This is a genomic window from Acinetobacter amyesii (genome assembly GCF_002018365.1).
Classification (GTDB): domain Bacteria; phylum Pseudomonadota; class Gammaproteobacteria; order Pseudomonadales; family Moraxellaceae; genus Acinetobacter; species Acinetobacter amyesii.
Window position 1 is genome coordinate 159,969 of sequence record NZ_MVKX01000001.1, and the last position, 18,833, is coordinate 178,801.

General features: G+C 39.6%; 15 protein-coding genes. 8 read left to right on the forward strand and 7 right to left on the reverse strand.

Features of this window, described 5'->3' with window-relative positions; translation table 11 throughout:
* Position 1: 1 nt before the first annotated feature.
* The 5 genes from B1202_RS00770 to crp all read right to left on the reverse strand — a co-directional run bounded on the left by B1202_RS00770 (position 2) and on the right by crp (position 7,504).
* A complete protein-coding gene (locus B1202_RS00770; RefSeq protein WP_078188626.1) occupies positions 2-1,552 on the reverse strand; it encodes a GH3 family domain-containing protein in 1,551 nt (516 codons plus the stop codon).
* Positions 1,552-2,382, reverse strand: coding sequence for a hypothetical protein (locus B1202_RS00775; protein WP_078189195.1), 831 nt, complete (start codon positions 2,380-2,382; stop codon positions 1,552-1,554). The genes B1202_RS00770 and B1202_RS00775 overlap by 1 nt, the downstream gene beginning before the upstream one ends.
* 232 nt (positions 2,383-2,614) lie before the next feature.
* A complete protein-coding gene (gene clpB, locus B1202_RS00780; protein ID WP_078188627.1) occupies positions 2,615-5,194 on the reverse strand; it encodes an ATP-dependent chaperone ClpB in 2,580 nt (859 codons plus the stop codon).
* 347 nt (positions 5,195-5,541) lie between these two features.
* Entirely contained in the window at positions 5,542-6,591 is a 1,050-nt protein-coding gene (locus tag B1202_RS00785) for an NADP(H)-dependent aldo-keto reductase (protein ID WP_078188628.1), read from the reverse strand.
* A gap of 202 nt (positions 6,592-6,793) precedes the next feature.
* A complete protein-coding gene (gene crp, locus B1202_RS00790) occupies positions 6,794-7,504 on the reverse strand; it encodes a cAMP-activated global transcriptional regulator CRP (RefSeq protein ID WP_078188629.1) in 711 nt (236 codons plus the stop codon).
* A 148-nt stretch (positions 7,505-7,652) separates the two neighbouring features.
* Between crp and B1202_RS00795 the strand changes: the two genes are divergently transcribed.
* The 6 genes from B1202_RS00795 to B1202_RS00820 all read left to right on the forward strand — a co-directional run bounded on the left by B1202_RS00795 (position 7,653) and on the right by B1202_RS00820 (position 14,138).
* Positions 7,653-8,081, forward strand: coding sequence for an OsmC family protein (locus tag B1202_RS00795; RefSeq protein ID WP_078188630.1), 429 nt, complete (start codon positions 7,653-7,655; stop codon positions 8,079-8,081).
* Positions 8,082-8,724: 643 nt separating this feature from the next.
* Entirely contained in the window at positions 8,725-9,258 is a 534-nt protein-coding gene (locus B1202_RS00800) for a fimbrial protein (RefSeq protein WP_078189196.1), read from the forward strand.
* 75 nt (positions 9,259-9,333) lie between these two features.
* Positions 9,334-10,065, forward strand: a complete 732-nt coding sequence (locus B1202_RS00805; RefSeq protein ID WP_078188631.1) for a molecular chaperone — start codon at positions 9,334-9,336, stop codon at positions 10,063-10,065.
* 65 nt (positions 10,066-10,130) lie between these two features.
* Positions 10,131-12,710 carry a fimbria/pilus outer membrane usher protein gene (locus B1202_RS00810; RefSeq protein WP_078188632.1) on the forward strand — a complete coding sequence of 860 codons (2,580 nt, stop codon included), beginning with the start codon at positions 10,131-10,133 and terminating at the stop codon, positions 12,708-12,710.
* The gene (locus tag B1202_RS00815) at positions 12,707-13,729 is read left to right on the forward strand and encodes a fimbrial protein (RefSeq protein WP_078188633.1); all 1,023 of its coding nucleotides are present in this window, start codon (positions 12,707-12,709) and stop codon (positions 13,727-13,729) included. Before B1202_RS00810 ends, B1202_RS00815 begins: the two co-directional genes overlap by 4 nt.
* A 115-nt stretch (positions 13,730-13,844) precedes the next feature.
* Positions 13,845-14,138 (forward strand): hypothetical protein, encoded by a 294-nt coding sequence (locus B1202_RS00820; protein ID WP_078188634.1) that lies wholly within the window; start codon positions 13,845-13,847, stop codon positions 14,136-14,138.
* 701 nt (positions 14,139-14,839) lie between these two features.
* Here the strand turns inward: B1202_RS00820 and prpC are convergent.
* Positions 14,840-15,976 (reverse strand): 2-methylcitrate synthase, encoded by a 1,137-nt coding sequence (gene prpC, locus B1202_RS00825; RefSeq protein ID WP_078188635.1) that lies wholly within the window; start codon positions 15,974-15,976, stop codon positions 14,840-14,842.
* Positions 15,977-15,979: 3 nt separating this feature from the next.
* Positions 15,980-16,864, reverse strand: coding sequence for a methylisocitrate lyase (gene prpB / locus B1202_RS00830; protein ID WP_078188636.1), 885 nt, complete (start codon positions 16,862-16,864; stop codon positions 15,980-15,982).
* A gap of 239 nt (positions 16,865-17,103) precedes the next feature.
* On the opposite strand from prpB, the gene B1202_RS00835 reads away from it, so the two are divergent.
* Entirely contained in the window at positions 17,104-17,757 is a 654-nt protein-coding gene (locus B1202_RS00835; protein WP_078188637.1) for a TetR/AcrR family transcriptional regulator, read from the forward strand.
* Between the two features lie 112 nt (positions 17,758-17,869).
* A complete protein-coding gene (gene argF, locus B1202_RS00840) occupies positions 17,870-18,790 on the forward strand; it encodes an ornithine carbamoyltransferase (protein WP_078188638.1) in 921 nt (306 codons plus the stop codon).
* Positions 18,791-18,833: the final 43 nt, after the last annotated feature.

Consider the following 18,833-nt stretch of genomic DNA (forward strand, 5'->3'; position numbering starts at 1 on the left):
CTCAATACTCAATTATTTTTGTTTTCATTTTCTTAAGCGGCTCAGGCTTAATATTCCCTTCAATCATGCCATTGTTCATGGCTAATGTTTTGTAGTAGTCCCAAGCATCTTGTACATGTACCACTTCAGGTTCATCCAACTGCCCTAGATCGCGTGCCAATTCATAATGAAAATTATGTTTAAGCAAACGGTCTAGTGCTTGAGCGGATGGTTGTTTGTCTACATTGCCTTCACTGAGTAATATATAGTGCGGTTTTTTAACCGAACATTGTTCGATACCCAAGATACTAATCGGCAAATAATCCGCTTGTTTAAACTCTGCAAGGACTTTAACTGCAGCATTGTGGTCGAGCTTTTCTCCGACCAAATCTACCGTCATTTTGCGACCTAAAAATTTGAAGCATGGCACTTGCTGATAAAAGTCGGTGACTTCTAATTCATCATCAATCACATAACGAATTAATCCTGAACCTGTCGTGATCACAGGACTAACGATATCGCCTTTTTTCAGTTGCCACGATGGCACTACTTTTTGGCTGTCTTGCAAAATAAATTCATAAAAATGTGACTGATAACTTAAGGTAAAACGGTTTGCAAATGGAATCGTCACCACGCCTTCAGTTGCCCATAAACCTTTACCTTCAAATGCCACACCTGCAATTCGTTGCTGGAGTTGTACTGCCCACTGCTCTGCGCTCGCTGTATCCCAACTCGAAACCAGACTGAGTTTAGGCCACAGTTTTTTCCACGCCGTTGCTTGGGTCAAATCCAAGTCTTGTAGTCGATAGCATTGTTGACAAGATTTCGGAACTTGCAGAAAACCCAATCCCTCACGTTGCCATTGTCCAGTTTTTAAGACCTGCACAATTTCAGCTTGATGTTCTTGAATGATATCCAACAATTGCAAAGCAAATGTAGGACTCCATACCGAAATCATGCCTAAATGCTTATCTGCAACGAGATACACCGCGGTTGCAAACATGGCATCTTCGGCTGAATTCGCCATCGCAATTTCAGTCGGTACCGATTGGGTAATTTTACTCAGCACTCGCTTCGACACATTAAGTAGCGCACTGTCATCATTCAAATTGCTATTTTCTAAAAGCTTTCTCTGGCTTTCAGGTAACCATGAAACCGACCAATAATGCGTTGAATTTTTCAGTTGTGGATGAGTGCGATATAAATTGGTGAGCCATAACCCAATAGCTTCATCTAGCTCATCTAAAAAAGCCTGAGTATAGGGAATGAATTTAATTGCTTCACTCGACCCACTGGTCGGTTGGAAACGGACAATTTTTTCAGGCCCCAAACAATTTTTGCCACTTTGTCTGGATTGTTCAATTTGGCTTTTCCAATTGCTATAACGCGAAAGCGGATATTTTTTGGCAAATTGCTCATAGCTTAAATTTTGCGAAATGTGCTGCTTTAAAAAATGGCTTAATTTTTTACGTTGCACATTTTCCAGCTGATTTGCCTGCTGTGTATAGCGTTGAAATGCTTTACGGCAGGCAATATTCAAGACTTGATGTGCTGTGGTGAGAAGCAATCCCATTAGGCCACCTTCGAGTCAGAACCTGTCGCAATATGCAATGTACGTGACTTATAACGTAACTTGCTGTCATGTTTACTTACACTGGTGGTCTTGGTTAAGAATCGATTTACATAACGGTATAAATCGCTCCAACGTAATTCACCAATGCACGGAAGTTCTGTTCCATCGACCCACGTTGGGTTCTTGTCTTCAAAGAAAGCAATCTTGGTATTGTTTTCGCGCATATCATGGGTAATTGGCGCAACATCTGCTTTGAGTGGTTGGTAGTCTTCGCCAAAATTTAGCAGACCTGTTTCATGGTTATAGTATTCTGAGAAATATTCTTTACAGTACGATTCGACAAAGTCTTTGAGATGCGCATTTTTCTCACCATAGTGTGGATAGTAGCTGTAGTAGTTATTGGCTAAGAGTAGATAAGTTTTAAAGCCTTTAGAGATTAAAATCCAATATACTGGTGTTCTTGGATGTCGAAATTTAAAACCAATAATATAACGGAACATTGCTCGGGTTAATGCACGATTCCCCCAATACTCTTTCTCAATAATGGTATCACCACTAAAAAAAGCATGTCGGGCTTTACCATCAACAACAAAGTCACGCTCCATAACCGTCGAGAATCCGACAATTTGATTATTTTTCGGTTCAATAATGAAAAAAACACCTGTTTTTTCTAAGAAGTCGCGTTCAAAAATTTCATAACGGGTATTGGCATAATATTTTTGGTAAATACCATACATGCGTTTGAGTTCTTGAACAGTGATGTCACCAGTACGTTTATATAAACTATAAGGTTCTTTTTTGATCTGCCTAAGCAGTTTAAATTCCATCATAATCATAATTCCCTGTTGCCATTCATTCATGATGAACGAGCGATATTGTTTTTGTTTTACAGAACACAGACATCTCGTTGGATGTGTGCGGACGTCATATTAGTGGGTGAAAATGATGAAATGCAATCAACTTTACGTATTTAAACGAAAATTACGACAAGCGTAAAATAAAAAAAACCCGGCCTAAACCGGGTTTCTGTTTTTACAACTGGATGTAGCAGATTTGTGTTTATTAGTTGAGTTTCATCTTGTCAAAACTTAGGTGATCTCCTTCCGCTTGAACGACAATCGTATCGCCCGGTTGGAATGCACCTGACAAGATTTTCTGTGCCAGTGTATTTTCAACTTGTTGTTGGATAGCACGTTTCAGAGGACGTGCACCATACACAGGGTCAAAGCCCGCATCGATAAGCAACTCAAAAGCACTATCTTCAACCGCCAAACTCATGTCTTTGTCTGCCAAACGTGAACGTAAGCGATCCAACTGAATATCCGCAATGCCACGAATTTGCGCTTTTTGTAAAGAGTGGAAAACCACTAGCTCATCAATACGGTTCACAAATTCAGGACGGAAATGTTCAGAGACAGCAGCCATAACTACAGCACGAACTTCGTCTTTCGACGGGTTTTCACCTAATTCACGAACATCGGTTGAACCTAAGTTCGAAGTCATCACGATCACGGTGTTTTTGAAATCAATCACACGACCTTGTGAGTCTGTTAATCGACCATCATCCAACACTTGAAGCAAGATGTTAAAAACGTCTGGATGAGCTTTTTCAACCTCGTCAAACAACACCACACTATATGGTTTACGACGTACAGCCTCGGTTAATACACCGCCTTCTTCATAACCCACATAGCCCGGAGGCGCACCCACTAAACGGCTCACCGAATGCTTTTCCATAAACTCTGACATGTCGATACGAATAATCGCATCATCACTATCAAATAAGAAGTTACCTAGTGCTTTAGTTAACTCAGTTTTACCTACACCTGTTGGCCCAAGGAATAAGAATGAACCACTTGGGCGGTTTGGATCGGATAATCCCGCACGAGAACGACGCACCGCATTCGACACTGCGACGACCGCTTCATCTTGACCCACTACACGGTTATGTAAGAACTCTTCCATGTGTAAGAGTTTTTCACGTTCACCTTGCAGCATTTTCGCAACAGGAATACCCGTAGCTGCACTTACCACTTCAGCGATTTCATTTTCAGTGACTTTGGTACGAATCAGTTTCGGTTCTTCGTTCACCTCGGCGACTTCTTCTTCATTCAAGCGTTTTTGCAACTCAGGAATAACACCATATTGCAAGCGGCTAGCTTCGGCTAAATCACCTTCACGTTGTGCTTTTTCAAAGGCTGTACGTGCTTTATCTAACTCGATTTGAGCCTGATTCGTGCCGTCAACCAAACGTTTTTCCGCAATCCACACTTCTTCCAAATCGCTATATTCTTTTTGAACTTCAGCAATTTGCTTCTCTAGGTGCTCAACTTCAGCCTTAGACACCGAATCCGCATCTTTTTTTACGGCTTCAAGTTGCATTTTTAACTGAATTAAACGGCGATCTAAACGGTCAAGTGGCTCTGGTTTAGAGTCAATTTCCATTTTGATTCGTGATGCAGCTTCATCAATCAAATCAATGGCTTTGTCCGGCAATTGACGGTCTGTGATGTAACGGTGCGACATTTTTGCCGCAGCAATAATCGCTGAGTCTAAAATTTGCACACCATGATGGGTTGCATATTTGTCTTTTAGACCACGTAAAATCGCAATGGTGTCTTCCACACTCGGTTCATCAACGATCACTTTTTGGAAACGACGTTCTAATGCCGCATCTTTTTCGATATATTGACGGTACTCATCTAAAGTGGTTGCACCTACACAGCGTAACTCACCACGCGCTAATGCAGGTTTAAGCATATTCCCTGCATCCATTGCACCATCACCTTTACCTGCACCAACAAGCGTATGTAATTCGTCAATGAAGAGAATGATCTCGCCATCATATTTGGCTAAATCTTTTAGAACGGCTTTAAGTCTCTCTTCGAATTCACCACGGTATTTTGCGCCTGCAAGCAATGAACCAAGGTCGAGTGAAAGTACACGTTTACCTTTCAGACTTTCAGGAACTTCGCCATTGACAATACGCTGTGCCAAACCTTCTACAATCGCAGTTTTACCCACACCCGGCTCACCAATCAGTACTGGGTTGTTTTTGCTACGACGTGATAAAACCTGAATGGTACGGCGAATCTCTTCGTCACGACCAATGACCGGATCTAACTTACCTTCTAATGCACGTGCATTAAGGTCTAAAGTATATTTGTTGAGTGAATCACGTTGATCTTCGTGGTTATTACTCATTACTTGTTCACCGCCTCGTATTTGTTCAATCGCTTTGCGTAATTTATCTGTCGTTACGCCTACACTATTTAATAAGGTTTTGGTTTTACCCGTTTCAGCTAAACCGAGAATCACCCAATCTGTAGAAAGAAACTCATCTCCAGCTTTTTGAGCAAAACTGTCGGCTAAATTCAGCGCCTTGACTGCTTCAGGATTTAGGTTGATGTCCCCTGTAGGCGTCGCAATGGTGGCAGTATCCTGTAAGGCTTGCTGAAGCTTGGTTTTTAACTCAGGAAGATTAGCACCTGCCTGTTGTAACAAGCTTTGGTTCGAAGGCTCTTCAAGCAATGTCGAAAGAATATGGATTCCTTCAATGGCTGTATGGTCTTTCCCCATTGCTAATGATTGTGCATCGGATAATGCTTGCTGCAAACGGTTTGTGAATTTTTCAAATCGCATTCTTGTTATACCTCACAACAAATTCTGTACTTGAAGCATATATGGGAGTCATATTTAAAATTTCAAATACATTTTTTAAATATTTTTCAATGAGTTAATTTTAAGATATAGATAATTCTCAATTATAATATTGGTATAAATTGAATACTTTTCAAGTCATTTATTGAAGAATTTAGTACTTTATTATGTTATTTAAATACAAATGTATTTTTAGGCGATTTTCTTGTCAACTCAACTGACTTTCTGACAATAAAATTCAATGATTTTCCACTAGCTTAAATCACGTAAATGTCAAAAAAGCCCACATTTACATGCAGGCTTTTGCTTAATCCACTGAAAAGTTCAGCTTAAGGTGCAGGATTTGGCTGTTGGCGATGAATATCTTCAATCCCTTTTAGAATGTCTTCTGATAAATTCACCTCAAAAGCATCAATATTTTCTTTCAGTTGGTCTAAATTCGTCGCACCAATAATTGTACTGGTGACAAAGAATTGCTGCTTAATAAATGCAAGTGCTAACTGTGTCAACGTTAAACCATGCTGTTCAGCCAATTGTGCATATTGTTCTGTTGCCCATTCACTCTCCGCATTTGAATAGCGGCTAAAGCGTGAAAATAGTGTCACTCGAGCATTGGCAGGACGAGCACCATGACGGAATTTACCTGTTAGATAACCAAATGCTAAAGGTGAATATGCCAATAATCCCACGCCTTCATAGTGTGCAATTTCAGATAAACCAATTTCATATGTACGGTTCAATAAACTATACGGATTTTGCACACTGACAATTTTTTCTAAACCATGCTTTTCTGCAAGTTGTAGGAATTTTAAAGTTCCCCATGGCGTTTCATTGGAGAGTCCAATTGAGCGAATTCGGCCTTTTTTCACTTCCTGACTTAAAGCAACCAATGTTTCTTCTAAATCCGTAATAGTTTGCGTACTGTTCGCTTCGGCATTGCCATAACCCAATTTACCAAAAAAGTTGGTAGGACGTTGCGGCCAATGCAGCTGGTATAAGTCAAGATAATCAGTTTGTAAGCGCTGAAGAGATTGATCTAATGCAGACTCAATTTCTGAAGCAATAAATTTGGTTTGTCCATCTCGAATATGACTGCCACCTTGTGACGGACCTGCAATTTTTGAAGCTAAGATTAATTTATCGCGTCCACCGCGAGCTGCAATCCAGTTACCAATAATAGTTTCAGTTGAACCTTGGGATTCAGGTTTCGGTGGGACAGGATACATTTCTGCAGTATCCCAAAAGTTAAGACCACGCTCTAAAGCATAATCCAATTGCTCGAAAGCTTCTGCTTGGGTGTTTTGTTCACCAAACGTCATGGTGCCTAAACAGATTTCTGGAACTAATATGCCTGTATGTGCCAATGGTTTAAATTGCATGCCGCTAATTCCCTCTTTATTTTAAATATCAATATATAAGTCACGAAGTAGCTTACCTAAGATATCGGCTTTGTTTAAATCATAATTTTCTGTTTATTTGTCAAAAAATGTGAGAAAGGCTTGTTCAGCTATAATGGTGAGAAATGAATAGACATAAAAAAAGCAAACCCCTGAGTTTGCTTTTTTAGATTCGGAAGATTGATTATTCTTCGTCGTCGAAATCATCTGAAGCCAATTGGCTTTTCTCTTCAAGCGATGCATCAAAAATTAGAATCGCTTTACCATCAGTTTCGATCATGCCTTGCTCTTCAAGTGTTTTTAGAACACGACCAACCATTTCACGGGAACACCCCACGATACGACCAATCTCTTGACGAGTAATACGAATCTGACGACCATTCGGCAAAATCATTGCTTCTGGTTGTGAAGATAAATCAATTAAGCAACGTGCAATACGACCTGATACGTCAATAAACGCAAGGTCGGTTACTTTACGCGTCGTATTTTTAAGACGGCGTACAAGCTGTGCAAATACCGCATAACTTAAGTCTGGGTATTGTTTGCTTAATTCATGAAAGTTTTCATAGGTAATCTCAGCAATTTCACATACATCACGCGTACGCACTTCTGCAGTACGCTGTGCATTTGCTTCGAATAGACCCATTTCCCCAAAAAAGTCACCCGCATTTAAGTACGCAACCACAATTTCACGCTCATCATCTTCGCGTAAAATGATAGATACTGAACCCTTAAGAATTAAATACAAAGATTTAGATTCTGAGCCCGCATCAACGATTGTTGTACGTTTTGGGTAACGATTAATATATGCACGTTTTAATAATGCCTTCACCGACTCAGGTAACTGCCCCGGAGATAGCGCATCTGTGCTAAGTTGTGAAAAGTTTGAAGTCATGCTAACAGTTTCCGAATATGGATAATTTATAGATCGCACAAGACCTAAAGTGAACTTGTCACACGTAAGAGTTGAAATTCCTTATCAACTCAATTTATGTTAGTGTACAGGTACTGCGTAAATTTATAGCTTTTTTTAGGGACTTGCAATGCAAACTAGTGTTCATTGGCTAGAGAATGTTGCTTTTGAAGCAAAAACTCAAAGTGGTCACACTGTTATGATGGATGGATCACAAGAATATGGCGGTGAAAACCGTGGTCCGCGCCCAATGGAACTGATTTTAACAGGACTTGGTGGTTGTGCATCTTTCGATATTGTGACGATTTTAAAGAAAGCACGCCAAGACATTACCGATGTTCGTTGTGAATTAAATGCAGAACGTGCCGACACTATTCCTGCTGTATTCACTAAAATTCATTTGCACTTTGTAGTCACTGGTCATGGCGTGAAGGAAAAGCAAGTTGCAAAAGCGGTTGAACTTTCTGCTGAAAAATACTGTTCTGCTAGTAAAATGCTGATGGACGGTGGTGTTGAAATTACCCATGACTTCGAAATTTTAGAAGCTGAAGCTGCATAATATATTTGCTCAATTAAAAGCCGCATAAAATGCGGCTTTTTTGTTTCAAACAATCCGCTATCGCACACATTGTATCAAGCACTACAATGTAATCATAAATGCAGATATATGCATAAAAGACGTTTGGCTTAATAACTTATAACAACCAGTATCCACATTTCTGTACATGTACTTTGATGCATTTACACCCTATTCCATCTCACGATGATTTTACGACTCAATCCCTATGAGTCTATTAAAGAAAATTAAGTTTGGTAACGACTCATGATGAACACCATTCATATAAGTAGATTTGATTCAACCATATTCTCGATAACACTTTAATTAATTAAAACTTTAATAAATCTGTCATCAATTTGTTGATTTGACCATTCACTCTGTAAATTTACAAAAATATTTTAAATTACTTTTCACTTAATTAAACTCTTAATTTTTATTAAAAGGCTTCATAAGCATTTATTTTAAATAATAATAAATTATAAATTAACTAACTATACAACTGTAGTTTAATTCAACAATAAAAACACATAAATTAAATTTAATGTGACGTGGTTTACATTTTTAAAATCAGCGGTTAATCTTCTGTTACCAAAGCGGTACACCACCAATGACAAACAAAGCCTATTTTTTCGGGAAAAGTAAAATGAAAAAGATCGTTCTAATTGCTGCTACAACAATTCTAGGTATCAGCGCTGCAAATGCTGCTGATGGCACTATCACTATCAATGGTTTAGTTACAGATAAAACTTGTGACATCGTTACCCCTCAAGGTAAAGATTTCACTGTAACTTTACCTACTGTGTCTAAGCAAACTCTTGCTAAAGCAGGCGATGTTGCTGGCCGTACTCCGTTCACAATCAACTTAGCAAACTGTTCAGAAGGTAAAGTTGCAACGTATTTTGAACCAGGTGCAACTGTTGATTTTGCTTCAGGTCGCTTAAACAACCAAGATGCTGCTGGCGCGAAAAACGTTCAAGTACAACTTTTAGGTTCAAACAACCTATTCGTTCCAGTTCTTGCAGCTGGTGCTAATGGCGCGCAAACAAACTCACAATGGGTTGACGTTGCTGACCAAGGTTCTGCTGACTTGAACTACTATGCAGAATACTACGCAACTGACGCTTCTACTGCTGGTAAAGTAACAACTTCTGTTCAATACACTATTATTTACCAATAATCGTTATTGCAACTGAGAGCCGATGCAGTTCGCTGCATCAGCTCACTCATTAAATACCCTTTGTGAGAATAAGTTATGCGCTTTAAGCCGTCCCTTTTCAAAACTGCACTTTTAGCTGGGCTGTTCCCTTTTACTGCTGCAAATGCCGAAATTATTATTCACGGCACACGTGTCATTTACCCTTCAGATGCGCGTGAAATTACTTTGCAAGTGAGTAACAATGGCAACAAACCCTCGCTAGTACAGGCTTGGATTGATGAAGGAAATGCTTCAAGTACGCCTGACCAATCACAAGCTCCTTTTATGATTACTCCACCTATTTCACGGGTAGATAGTCAAAAAGGCCAAACTTTACGTATTTCTGCCTTACCTAAAGCAAGCAGCTTAAGTAAAACCCAAGAAACTTTATATTGGTTGAATATTTTAGATATTCCACCAAAACCGACTGCAAAAAATGTAAATGATGTACCAGAAAACTTTTTACAACTGGCAATCCGTTCACGTATCAAGTTCTTTTACCGTCCGAGTGAGCTAAAAGATGATGTAAGCACTGCGCCATCTAAGCTTCAATGGTCTGTACAAGGTAATCAGCTAAATGTGAAAAATCCGACACCATTTCATATTACGCTGACCTCAATTAATCAGGACAATGCAGGTAAACGTATTGATTTAATTAATGAAGGCTTGATGCTTAAACCTTTTTCTGAAGACCATGTAGCACTAAAAACAGCGAATACTTCAAAAATGGTTTTCACCAGTATTAATGACTACGGTGGACGTGTGGAATTACCAATTAAAGTGCAATAGCTTCAAATAAACAAAAGTGAATTCATTTAAAAGCACCTATTTCCAATGAATAGGCGGACAGTTTCATGCAAAAAAAACAACAAAGTCTAAAATGGGTTAAACGTCACATCAGCTATTATATTGCTTGCGGCGTTATTACACTCAGCATGCCTGCTCTTGTTCATGCAGCTGAAACCGAAGAAAAGCCAACTGTTGCTGAAGAAGCAGAGTTTGACTCAGCTTTTTTAATTGGCGACGCAAAAAAAATCGATGTTGACCGTTTTAAATTTGGCAATCCTATTTTGCCCGGCGAATATAATCTTGATGTCTATGTCAATGGAAACTGGTTTGGCAAGCATCGTATCGTTTTTAAAGCCTTAGATAATAAAGAAAATGCCTTTACCTGTTTCTCTGAAAATAGCCTGATTCAATATGGCGTAAAGCCTGATGCTTTAAAAAAACAAGCTGATGCACTTCCGAATGTAGCGCCATGTCAAAAAATTGAGCAATGGATTGATGATGCCTATTATGAATATGACAGTTCCCGCCTGCGTATTGATATTTCAATTCCACAAATTGCCATGCAAAAAAATGCGCAAGGTTATGTAGATCCAAGTGTATGGGATCGTGGAATCAATGCTGCTTTTCTTTCATACAATGCCAGCGCTTACAAAACATTTGACCGTATGCAAGGCCGTCAAGAACGCACAAATGCGTTTACCTCTATAAATGCGGGCGCCAATCTTGCTGGGTGGCAATTTCGACATAACGGACAATGGCAATGGCAGGATGGCGACCAAAGTAACAACGAAAATCCATCCGAAAGCCAAAGCAGTTATGATGCTGTCAGTACTTATGTACAACGCGCATTTCCTAAATATAGAGCCGTACTGACTTTAGGTGACAGCTATACTGATGGCGAAATTTTCGATTCATTCGGTTATCGCGGTGTAGATATCTCCAGTGATGACCGTATGCTGCCAAACAGCATGATTGGCTATGCACCTCGTATTCGAGGCAATGCAAAAACCAATGCAAAAGTGGAAGTACGCCAACAAGGTCAGTTGATTTACCAAACAACTGTAGCGCCGGGCAACTTTGAAATTAATGACCTCTACCCGACAGGTTTTGGCGGTGAACTTGAAGTCGCTATCTTGGAAGCTAGCGGTGAAATTCAGCGTTTTAACGTTCCTTATGCATCTGTTGTACAAATGCTGCGCCCGGGCATGAGCCGTTATTCGATCACTGCGGGTCAATTCCGTGATAAAGACATTGATCTTGATCCTTGGATTGTGCAGGCAAAATATCAGCGTGGTTTAAACAACTACATTACGGCATTTACTGGTGTACAAAGTGCAGAAGACTATACTGCTGTGACCTTGGGCAGTGCCTTTGCTACACCTGTTGGTGCAATATCACTGGACGTGACCCATTCTCAAGCAGATTTCAAAAAACGTGATAGCGAAAGTGGGCAAAGTTACCGTTTAAGTTACAGTAAACTGATTACGCCAACGAATACCAATTTAACTTTAGCCGCTTACCGCTACTCGACTGAAAACTTTTATAAATTGCGCGATGCTTTAATGATCCAAGATTTGGACGATAAAGGCATCAGTTCAAGCCATGTTGGTAAGCAGCGAAGTGAATTTCAAATTACTTTAAACCAAGGCTTGCCAGACAAATGGGGCAACGTTTATGCCACTGGCTCTTGGGTAGACTATTGGAACCGTCAGGAAACAACTCGCCAATACCAAATTGGCTACAGCAATACTTATAGCAGTTTAACTTATGGCTTATCTGCGATTAAACGTGTGGTCGAAGATACAGCAACCAAGCGCACCACCAATGATACAGAGTATATGTTGACGCTGTCCTTGCCTTGGACATTTAAGAAAAATTCTGTCAATTTCAATTCAATTACCACCCAAGACAGCACAACTTTTGGCATGAGCGGTACGGTCGGTGACAGATTCAATTACGGCACTTCTGTTTCTGATACTTATGGTAGTAATCCGAGCATGAACGTCAACGCTCAGTACCGCACTAACTTTGCCACTGTGGGTGGTTCATACAGTGTTTCTGATCAGTATCAGCAAGCGATGCTTTCTGCACGCGGCAATGTAGTTGCACATTCCAAAGGTGTACTGTTTGGCCCAGACCAAGGACAAACCATGGTCTTGGTTTACGCACCTGAAGCAGCAGGTGCTAAAGTAAATAATGCTACAGGATTAAGTATCAATAAATCAGGCTATGCAGTTATTCCATATGTAACACCATACCGTTTAAATGACATTACGCTTGATCCACAAAATATGTCGACCAATGTAGAATTAGAAGAAACTAGCCAGCGCATCGCGCCGTATGCTGGTGCAATTTCACAAGTTAGCTTTGCAACAAAATCCGGTAAAGCCATTTATATTCATGGTTTAACCTCAGAAAGTCAAACCCTGCCATTTGCGGCTGAAGCATATAGCTCTCAAGGTGAAAATGTCGGCATGGTTGCACAAGGTAGCATGGTTTATTTGCGTACCAACCAAACAGCGGATACTGTCACCATCAAATGGGGCGATGACGCTACTGAGCAATGCCGCATTCAATACGATGTGACAAAACAAGCAGAAGATAAAAATCTCACCATGATCACGACAGAAGGTGTATGCCAATGAAAATGAAAATTGTTAATACCTTATTGCTGCTCGCTGGAACGGCTGGTCTGTCTGAAGCTTATGCTGCGTGTACACCACAATCTGGATTCAGATCGCAAGACGTTAGTATGTCTGTCGGTCGAGTTGTTGTTCGTCCAAGTGATGCGGTGGGTACAATATTAAGAAAAGCCACTTTTCCAATTTCTTCAAATGGATCTACCATCCGATGTGATAGCGGTACTGCATCTACAATCAATGCGGTGTTAAGTCAGGGCTTTACACTCAGTCCATCTGGCAACTCTATTTACAATACTAATATTCCCGGCATTGGCATTCGGCTCTATCGTGAAGCTGAAGGTGCTTCAGGATTTTCAGGCTATTATCCGTATTCACGCGCTTTGTCTAGAAATACTACTTACAACTTAGCGAATGGCTATTTCGTCGTCGAAATTGTAAAAACTGCACCTACAACGGGTTCTGGCACATTAGTCCCTGGTCAATACAGCAGCTATTATGTAAATGGCTATGCGAATCAGCCCCTGCTCACCAGTACAGTTTATGGTAACGCGATTACCATTGCCTCTTCTTCATGTGAAATCCAAGGCAACATAAATAAAGTGGTCCAATTACCTACTGTTAATAAAGCAGACTTTAAAGGTGTAGGTTCTACTCAAGGTGAACAAGCATTTGATTTAAATATTCTGTGCAATGGCGGTAAAAACCCAACAGGATATGAAGAAAGCAATAAAATCAGTTTAAGCTTTGATTACAATGCTGCGGCAAATACCAATAATCAAGTCATTAATAATGATGCACCTGCAAATACCCGTGCACGCGGTGTCGGTACACAAATACTTTGGAATTATCAAAATCAAAACAAGGTCATTGCCAAAGGCGATAAACTAGCGCTTGGTACACTAAGTTCTAATCAAACGTTGCAATATAATGTGCCAATGAAGGCGCGCTATTATCAAACTGAGCCAACTGTTTCACCTGGAACTGTTCGAGGTATGGCAACTGTCACAATTGAATACGATTAATTTGATGTAAATCACTCTTTATAAGTTTTTTTTATGCATTGAATGAATTTATCTTGTTATTAACAATATAGACGTGTATTTATTTAACTAAACATCTCAATAATGGGGAAAAGAGATGAAGTTAAATAAATATATAACTTTAATTGGTTCACTTGTATTTTGTGGCGTTGGGCCGCTATGCCATGCTGAGCAAATCAATTTTAACGGTACAATTTCAGAATTTACCTGTGCGCAGCAGTCGACGGAACAGGCTTGTTTAGATTTGAATAAAGCAATTACAAAACTAAAGATTCAACAAGATTCTAGTGATCATTCTACATTGAACAAACAAACTTCCAAGACTGCGGATATTTCTATTGAAAACACTGAAAATCAAAACCGTAAAGTAATGGTTATTAATTATCATTGATCAGATTCAGTTTAATTCGCAAAGTCTGAATAATGGATTTGGGCTTAGCGTTGTCTATTCCAATCTCTTGAATTAAAATAATTACCAATTTTATAATATATATAAGACTCACTTTAAATTTTATTTTTTCATTTTATTGTGCTCTGACATATTAATTGGATTAATTAATTTAATAAGATATATCATAAGTTTTTAAGGCTATCTAACAATAAAAAATACTTAAACTCAATATCCCCTTCTATTAGAACTAACGATAAATTTTAATATTTATTTAATGTGTAAAAAGCTTACAAACGTCTACTTTATAGTAAGAATTTGAATATACTTATAGATACGAGCAGACTCGAACTGCTGGCCTCTACGATGTCAATGTAGAATAATTCGTTTTGAAATCTATAACTTACAGACAAGTGGTGTCGAATGGTGCCACATATTAGTTTGTTACATTTTTTATAGAGTACTAGAACATCGCTCTCATCATTACATTCAGATTCTAACGTTATACTAATTTATAACTTTGCTTTTCTGATAAACAATACCTATACGTTTACATTTTGATTTGCAGATTATATATGGAATTAGTATTCGTAATTTTTGGGCCTTTGTTTTATCAATAAATGGCTGGTGTTAGTTCCAGCCATTTTGCTGACTCTATTTTAATAATCAATATTCATCAGCGAACTACTCTCAATAACACTGCACTATGCGGCTTCACGCACTGCAATCGGCACCACTTTACGCAGTTCAGGGCCTGTATAGTCCGCGCTTGGGCGGATAATACGGTTGTCTGCACGCTGTTCCATCACGTGTGCTGCCCAGCCTGTTACACGGCTCATCACAAAGATTGGCGTGAATAATTTGGTTGCAATATCCATGAAGTGATATGCCGATGCATGGAAGAAGTCTGCATTACAGAACAATTTCTTCTCACGCCACATCACTTCTTCACAGCGAACTGATACAGGGTAAAGTACGGTATCACCCACGTCTTTAGCTAGGCGCTCAGACCAGATTTTGATGATGCCATTACGTGGATCATTGTCTTTATAGATCGCATGACCAAAGCCCATRATCTTTTCTTTACGTTCAAGTTTGCCGAGCATTTCACGTTCAGCTTCTTCTGGAGACGTCCAGTTTTCAATCATTTCCATTGCAGCTTCATTTGCACCGCCATGTAATGGGCCACGTAGTGAACCAATTGCACCTGTGATACATGAATGCATATCTGACAATGTTGATGCACATACACGCGCTGTGAATGTAGATGCGTTAAATTCATGCTCTGCATACAGAATCAGTGATACGTTCATCACTTGCTCATGCAATTCATTTGGTTTTTCGCCACGCAGTAAATGTAGGAATTGAGCGCCGATTGAATCATCATCGGTATTTTCTTCTACACGTACGCCATCATGGCTGAAACGGTACCAGTAGCAGATGATCGCAGGTAGCGTTGCCAAAATACGGTCTGCGACATCTTGCTGTTCATCAAATGACTGTTCTGTTTCTAAGTTACCTAACATTGAAACGCCTGTACGCATCACATCCATTGGGTGTGAGTCAGCAGGAATACGCTCTAATACTTCTTTCAACGCTTGTGGTAATTGACGTAGTGATTTCAATTTTGCTTTATAAGCTGCAAGCTGTTCTGTTGTTGGCAATTCACCAAAGAAAATGAGGTACGCAACTTCTTCAAACTGACAGTTTTCTGCCAAGTCTTGAACGTCATAACCACGATAGGTTAAGCCCGCACCACTTTTGCCTACAGTTGACAATGCAGTTTTACCAGCTACTTGTCCGCGCAGTCCTGCGCCCGTGAGTACTTTTCCTTCAGCCATTTTTTATTTTCCTTCAGTGAACAATTTATCTAAGGTGTTTTCAAAAGTGTGATAATCGAGGAATTGATAGAGTTCTTTTCGTTGTTGCATTTTATCCAGTACATTGACTTGTGTACCGTCATTGCGGATCGCATGCATCACTTCGAGTGCCGCTTTTTGCATTGCACGTGTTGGTGATAATGGATAAAGCACCATTGAAATGCCTTGCTCACCTAATTCTTCTTTGGTGTAGTAAGGGGTGTCACCAAACTCTGTGATGTTGGCTAATACAGGCACACCGACTGCATCGCAGACAGTTTTGTACATGGTGATGTCTGTCATTGCTTCAGCAAAGATCGCATCAGCACCGGCTTCTACACATGCACATGCACGGTCGATCACTGCTTGCAAACCTTCTTTTTGTAATGCATCTGTACGTGCCATCACGACAAAGTTTGAATCGGTTTTTGCATCAACAGCCGCTTTAATACGGTCAACCATTTCTTGTTGTGACACGATTTCTTTGTTCGGACGGTGACCACAACGCTTTTGTGCGACTTGGTCTTCGATATGAACCGCTGCGGCACCCGCAGCAATCATTTGTTTCACAGTACGAGCAATGTTAAATGCACCGCCCCAACCTGTATCGATATCGACAAGTAATGGCGTATCTACACGTTCGGTAATACGACGAACATCTTCCAAAACATTGTCTAAGCTGGTCATGCCTAAGTCAGGTAAACCATATGAATAGTTCGCAACACCTGCACCAGATAAATATATGGCTTTATAGCCAACTTCTTTTGCCATCATTGCTGCATAGGCATTTACTGTGCCAATGATTTGTAATGGTTTTTCTACTTCCAATGCTTGTCTAAATCTTAAGCCTGCAGACGTTTGTTGTGTCATATTCCTTTCCACGGCATTTACTTTAATTTTCGAAGTTTGAGTATATCCATATTTTTTTCCAACTCTATGGCTTTGTAGAATATTAACTCTAAAACTTTAGTCAAATATTTCACTTGTCACCTATCTGTTGTTATTCTTTAGTCAAAGATCCCTTATTTATGAGCAAAGCAGAAAAGTACTGAATTTTTTGCTATAATTATCGTCAAATCAGCTCTTTTTTTGTTAAATATTATCACTTTATGCAAGATTTAATACACATTGAACCTTTAACGCATGACCAGCCACAAACGCGGCGCGGACATGAACGATGTGTTGCGCTTTTAGAAAGTGCTACGGAGCTTTTTTTAAAACGTGGTTTTGATGCAGTTTCATTAGATGACATCGTGAATCATGCGGGTGGTTCAAAAGCGTCGATCTATAAATATTTTGGTAATAAAGACGGATTATTTAAGGCTATTTGTGACTATCGTCGCTGCTTATTTTTCAAAGATATTTGCCTACCATTTACGGTCAGCCCTGACACCGATATTCGTGCTTATCTCATCAATACTTTAAGTGACTTTCATCAGCATATTGTGATGCCTGAAAATGCGGCATTCATGCGTTTAGTCTTAGAACAAACAGGACGTAATCCTGAAATAGCACGTTATATTCATGAGCAAGGCCCAAAACAAATTCAGAACACTGTTGCAGAAATTTTAAATCAAGCGCATCAACACGGTTTGCTGTATTGTGAAAACCCGCTGTTTTCGGCTCAGTTTTATTTTGGAATTTTGCGTAATTTAGAATGGCGCGTTCTCATGGGCATCACCATTGATGAAAATGATCAAGAAACAATCAATTACATCAGTTATTGCGTCGATCGTTTCCTAGACGGTCACCAAAAGCGCTAGATTTTTTGCAATTTACCTCTCTTATAGTATATTAATCGATTCCTTTTTCTCTAACCAACCAACAACTAATTGTTGTTTTGTTCTTTGATTCAGCAATTATTGTGGAGTAACAATGGCTCTACGTCACTTTCTAACTTTACGCGATTTATCGACTTTAGAACTTAACCAAATTGTACAGCGCGGTATCAAACTCAAGCGCAAACAGCATAACAATGAAGTTTTCCAACCTTTCGTTGGTAAAGTCATGGGCATGATTTTTGAGAAATCGAGCACCCGTACACGTGTATCGTTTGAAGCAGGAATGAGCCAATTTGGTGGTAGCGCAATTTTCCTTTCATCTCGCGACTCTCAATTAGGTCGTGGTGAGCCAGTAGAAGATTCTGCACGCGTGATTTCAAGCATGCTTGATATTGTGATGATTCGTACTTTTGGTCATGACATTGTTGAACGTTTTGCTTCTTATTCAAAAGTTCCTGTTATCAATGCATTAACAGATGACCACCACCCTTGCCAATTACTTGCCGATGTTCAAACATTCGTTGAACACCGTGGTTCTATTGAAGGTAAAACCGTTGCTTGGATTGGTGATGGCAACAATATGTGTAACTCATATATTGAAGCTGCTCATATGTGGGGCTTTAAATTAAAAATCGCTGCACCTAAGGGCTATGAACCTAAAGCTGAATTTTTATCTGAATTTGCACACTGTGTTGAACTTGTTGATTCTGCCGAAGATGCTGCGGTTAATGCAGATTTAATCGTGACAGATGTTTGGGCAAGTATGGGCCAAGAAGAAGAGCAAAAAATTCGTGAAAAAGCGTTTGCTGATTATCAAGTGAATGAACGCCTGATGGATCTTGCTCACGCTGACTGCTTATTTATGCACTGCTTACCTGCGCATCGTGGCGAAGAAATTTCTGAAAATATGCTTGACCACAAAAATGCTGTGGTTTGGGATGAAGCTGAAAATCGCTTACATGCACAAAAAGCACTTGTTGAATTTTTAATTAACGAAAATCTTAAAAAAGACTAAGGTTTTACTTAGATAAATGAAGCACCTTCGGGTGCTTTTTTTG

What these genes read in the sequence shown, in the direction of transcription:
- B1202_RS00805 (WP_078188631.1), top strand. Translation starts at nt 9,334, where the DNA reads ATGCGCTTTAAGCCGTCCCTTTTCAAAACTGCACTTTTAGCTGGGCTG.
- B1202_RS00810 (WP_078188632.1), top strand. Translation starts at nt 10,131, where the DNA reads ATGCAAAAAAAACAACAAAGTCTAAAATGGGTTAAACGTCACATCAGC.
- B1202_RS00795 (WP_078188630.1), top strand. Translation starts at nt 7,653, where the DNA reads ATGCAAACTAGTGTTCATTGGCTAGAGAATGTTGCTTTTGAAGCAAAA.
- argF (WP_078188638.1), top strand. Translation starts at nt 17,870, where the DNA reads ATGGCTCTACGTCACTTTCTAACTTTACGCGATTTATCGACTTTAGAA.
- B1202_RS00775 (WP_078189195.1), bottom strand. Translation starts at nt 2,382, where the DNA reads ATGATGGAATTTAAACTGCTTAGGCAGATCAAAAAAGAACCTTATAGT.
- B1202_RS00800 (WP_078189196.1), top strand. Translation starts at nt 8,725, where the DNA reads ATGAAAAAGATCGTTCTAATTGCTGCTACAACAATTCTAGGTATCAGC.
- B1202_RS00770 (WP_078188626.1), bottom strand. Translation starts at nt 1,552, where the DNA reads ATGGGATTGCTTCTCACCACAGCACATCAAGTCTTGAATATTGCCTGC.
- B1202_RS00785 (WP_078188628.1), bottom strand. Translation starts at nt 6,591, where the DNA reads ATGCAATTTAAACCATTGGCACATACAGGCATATTAGTTCCAGAAATC.
- prpB (WP_078188636.1), bottom strand. Translation starts at nt 16,864, where the DNA reads ATGACACAACAAACGTCTGCAGGCTTAAGATTTAGACAAGCATTGGAA.
- B1202_RS00820 (WP_078188634.1), top strand. Translation starts at nt 13,845, where the DNA reads ATGAAGTTAAATAAATATATAACTTTAATTGGTTCACTTGTATTTTGT.
- clpB (WP_078188627.1), bottom strand. Translation starts at nt 5,194, where the DNA reads ATGCGATTTGAAAAATTCACAAACCGTTTGCAGCAAGCATTATCCGAT.
- B1202_RS00815 (WP_078188633.1), top strand. Translation starts at nt 12,707, where the DNA reads ATGAAAATGAAAATTGTTAATACCTTATTGCTGCTCGCTGGAACGGCT.
- crp (WP_078188629.1), bottom strand. Translation starts at nt 7,504, where the DNA reads ATGACTTCAAACTTTTCACAACTTAGCACAGATGCGCTATCTCCGGGG.
- B1202_RS00835 (WP_078188637.1), top strand. Translation starts at nt 17,104, where the DNA reads ATGCAAGATTTAATACACATTGAACCTTTAACGCATGACCAGCCACAA.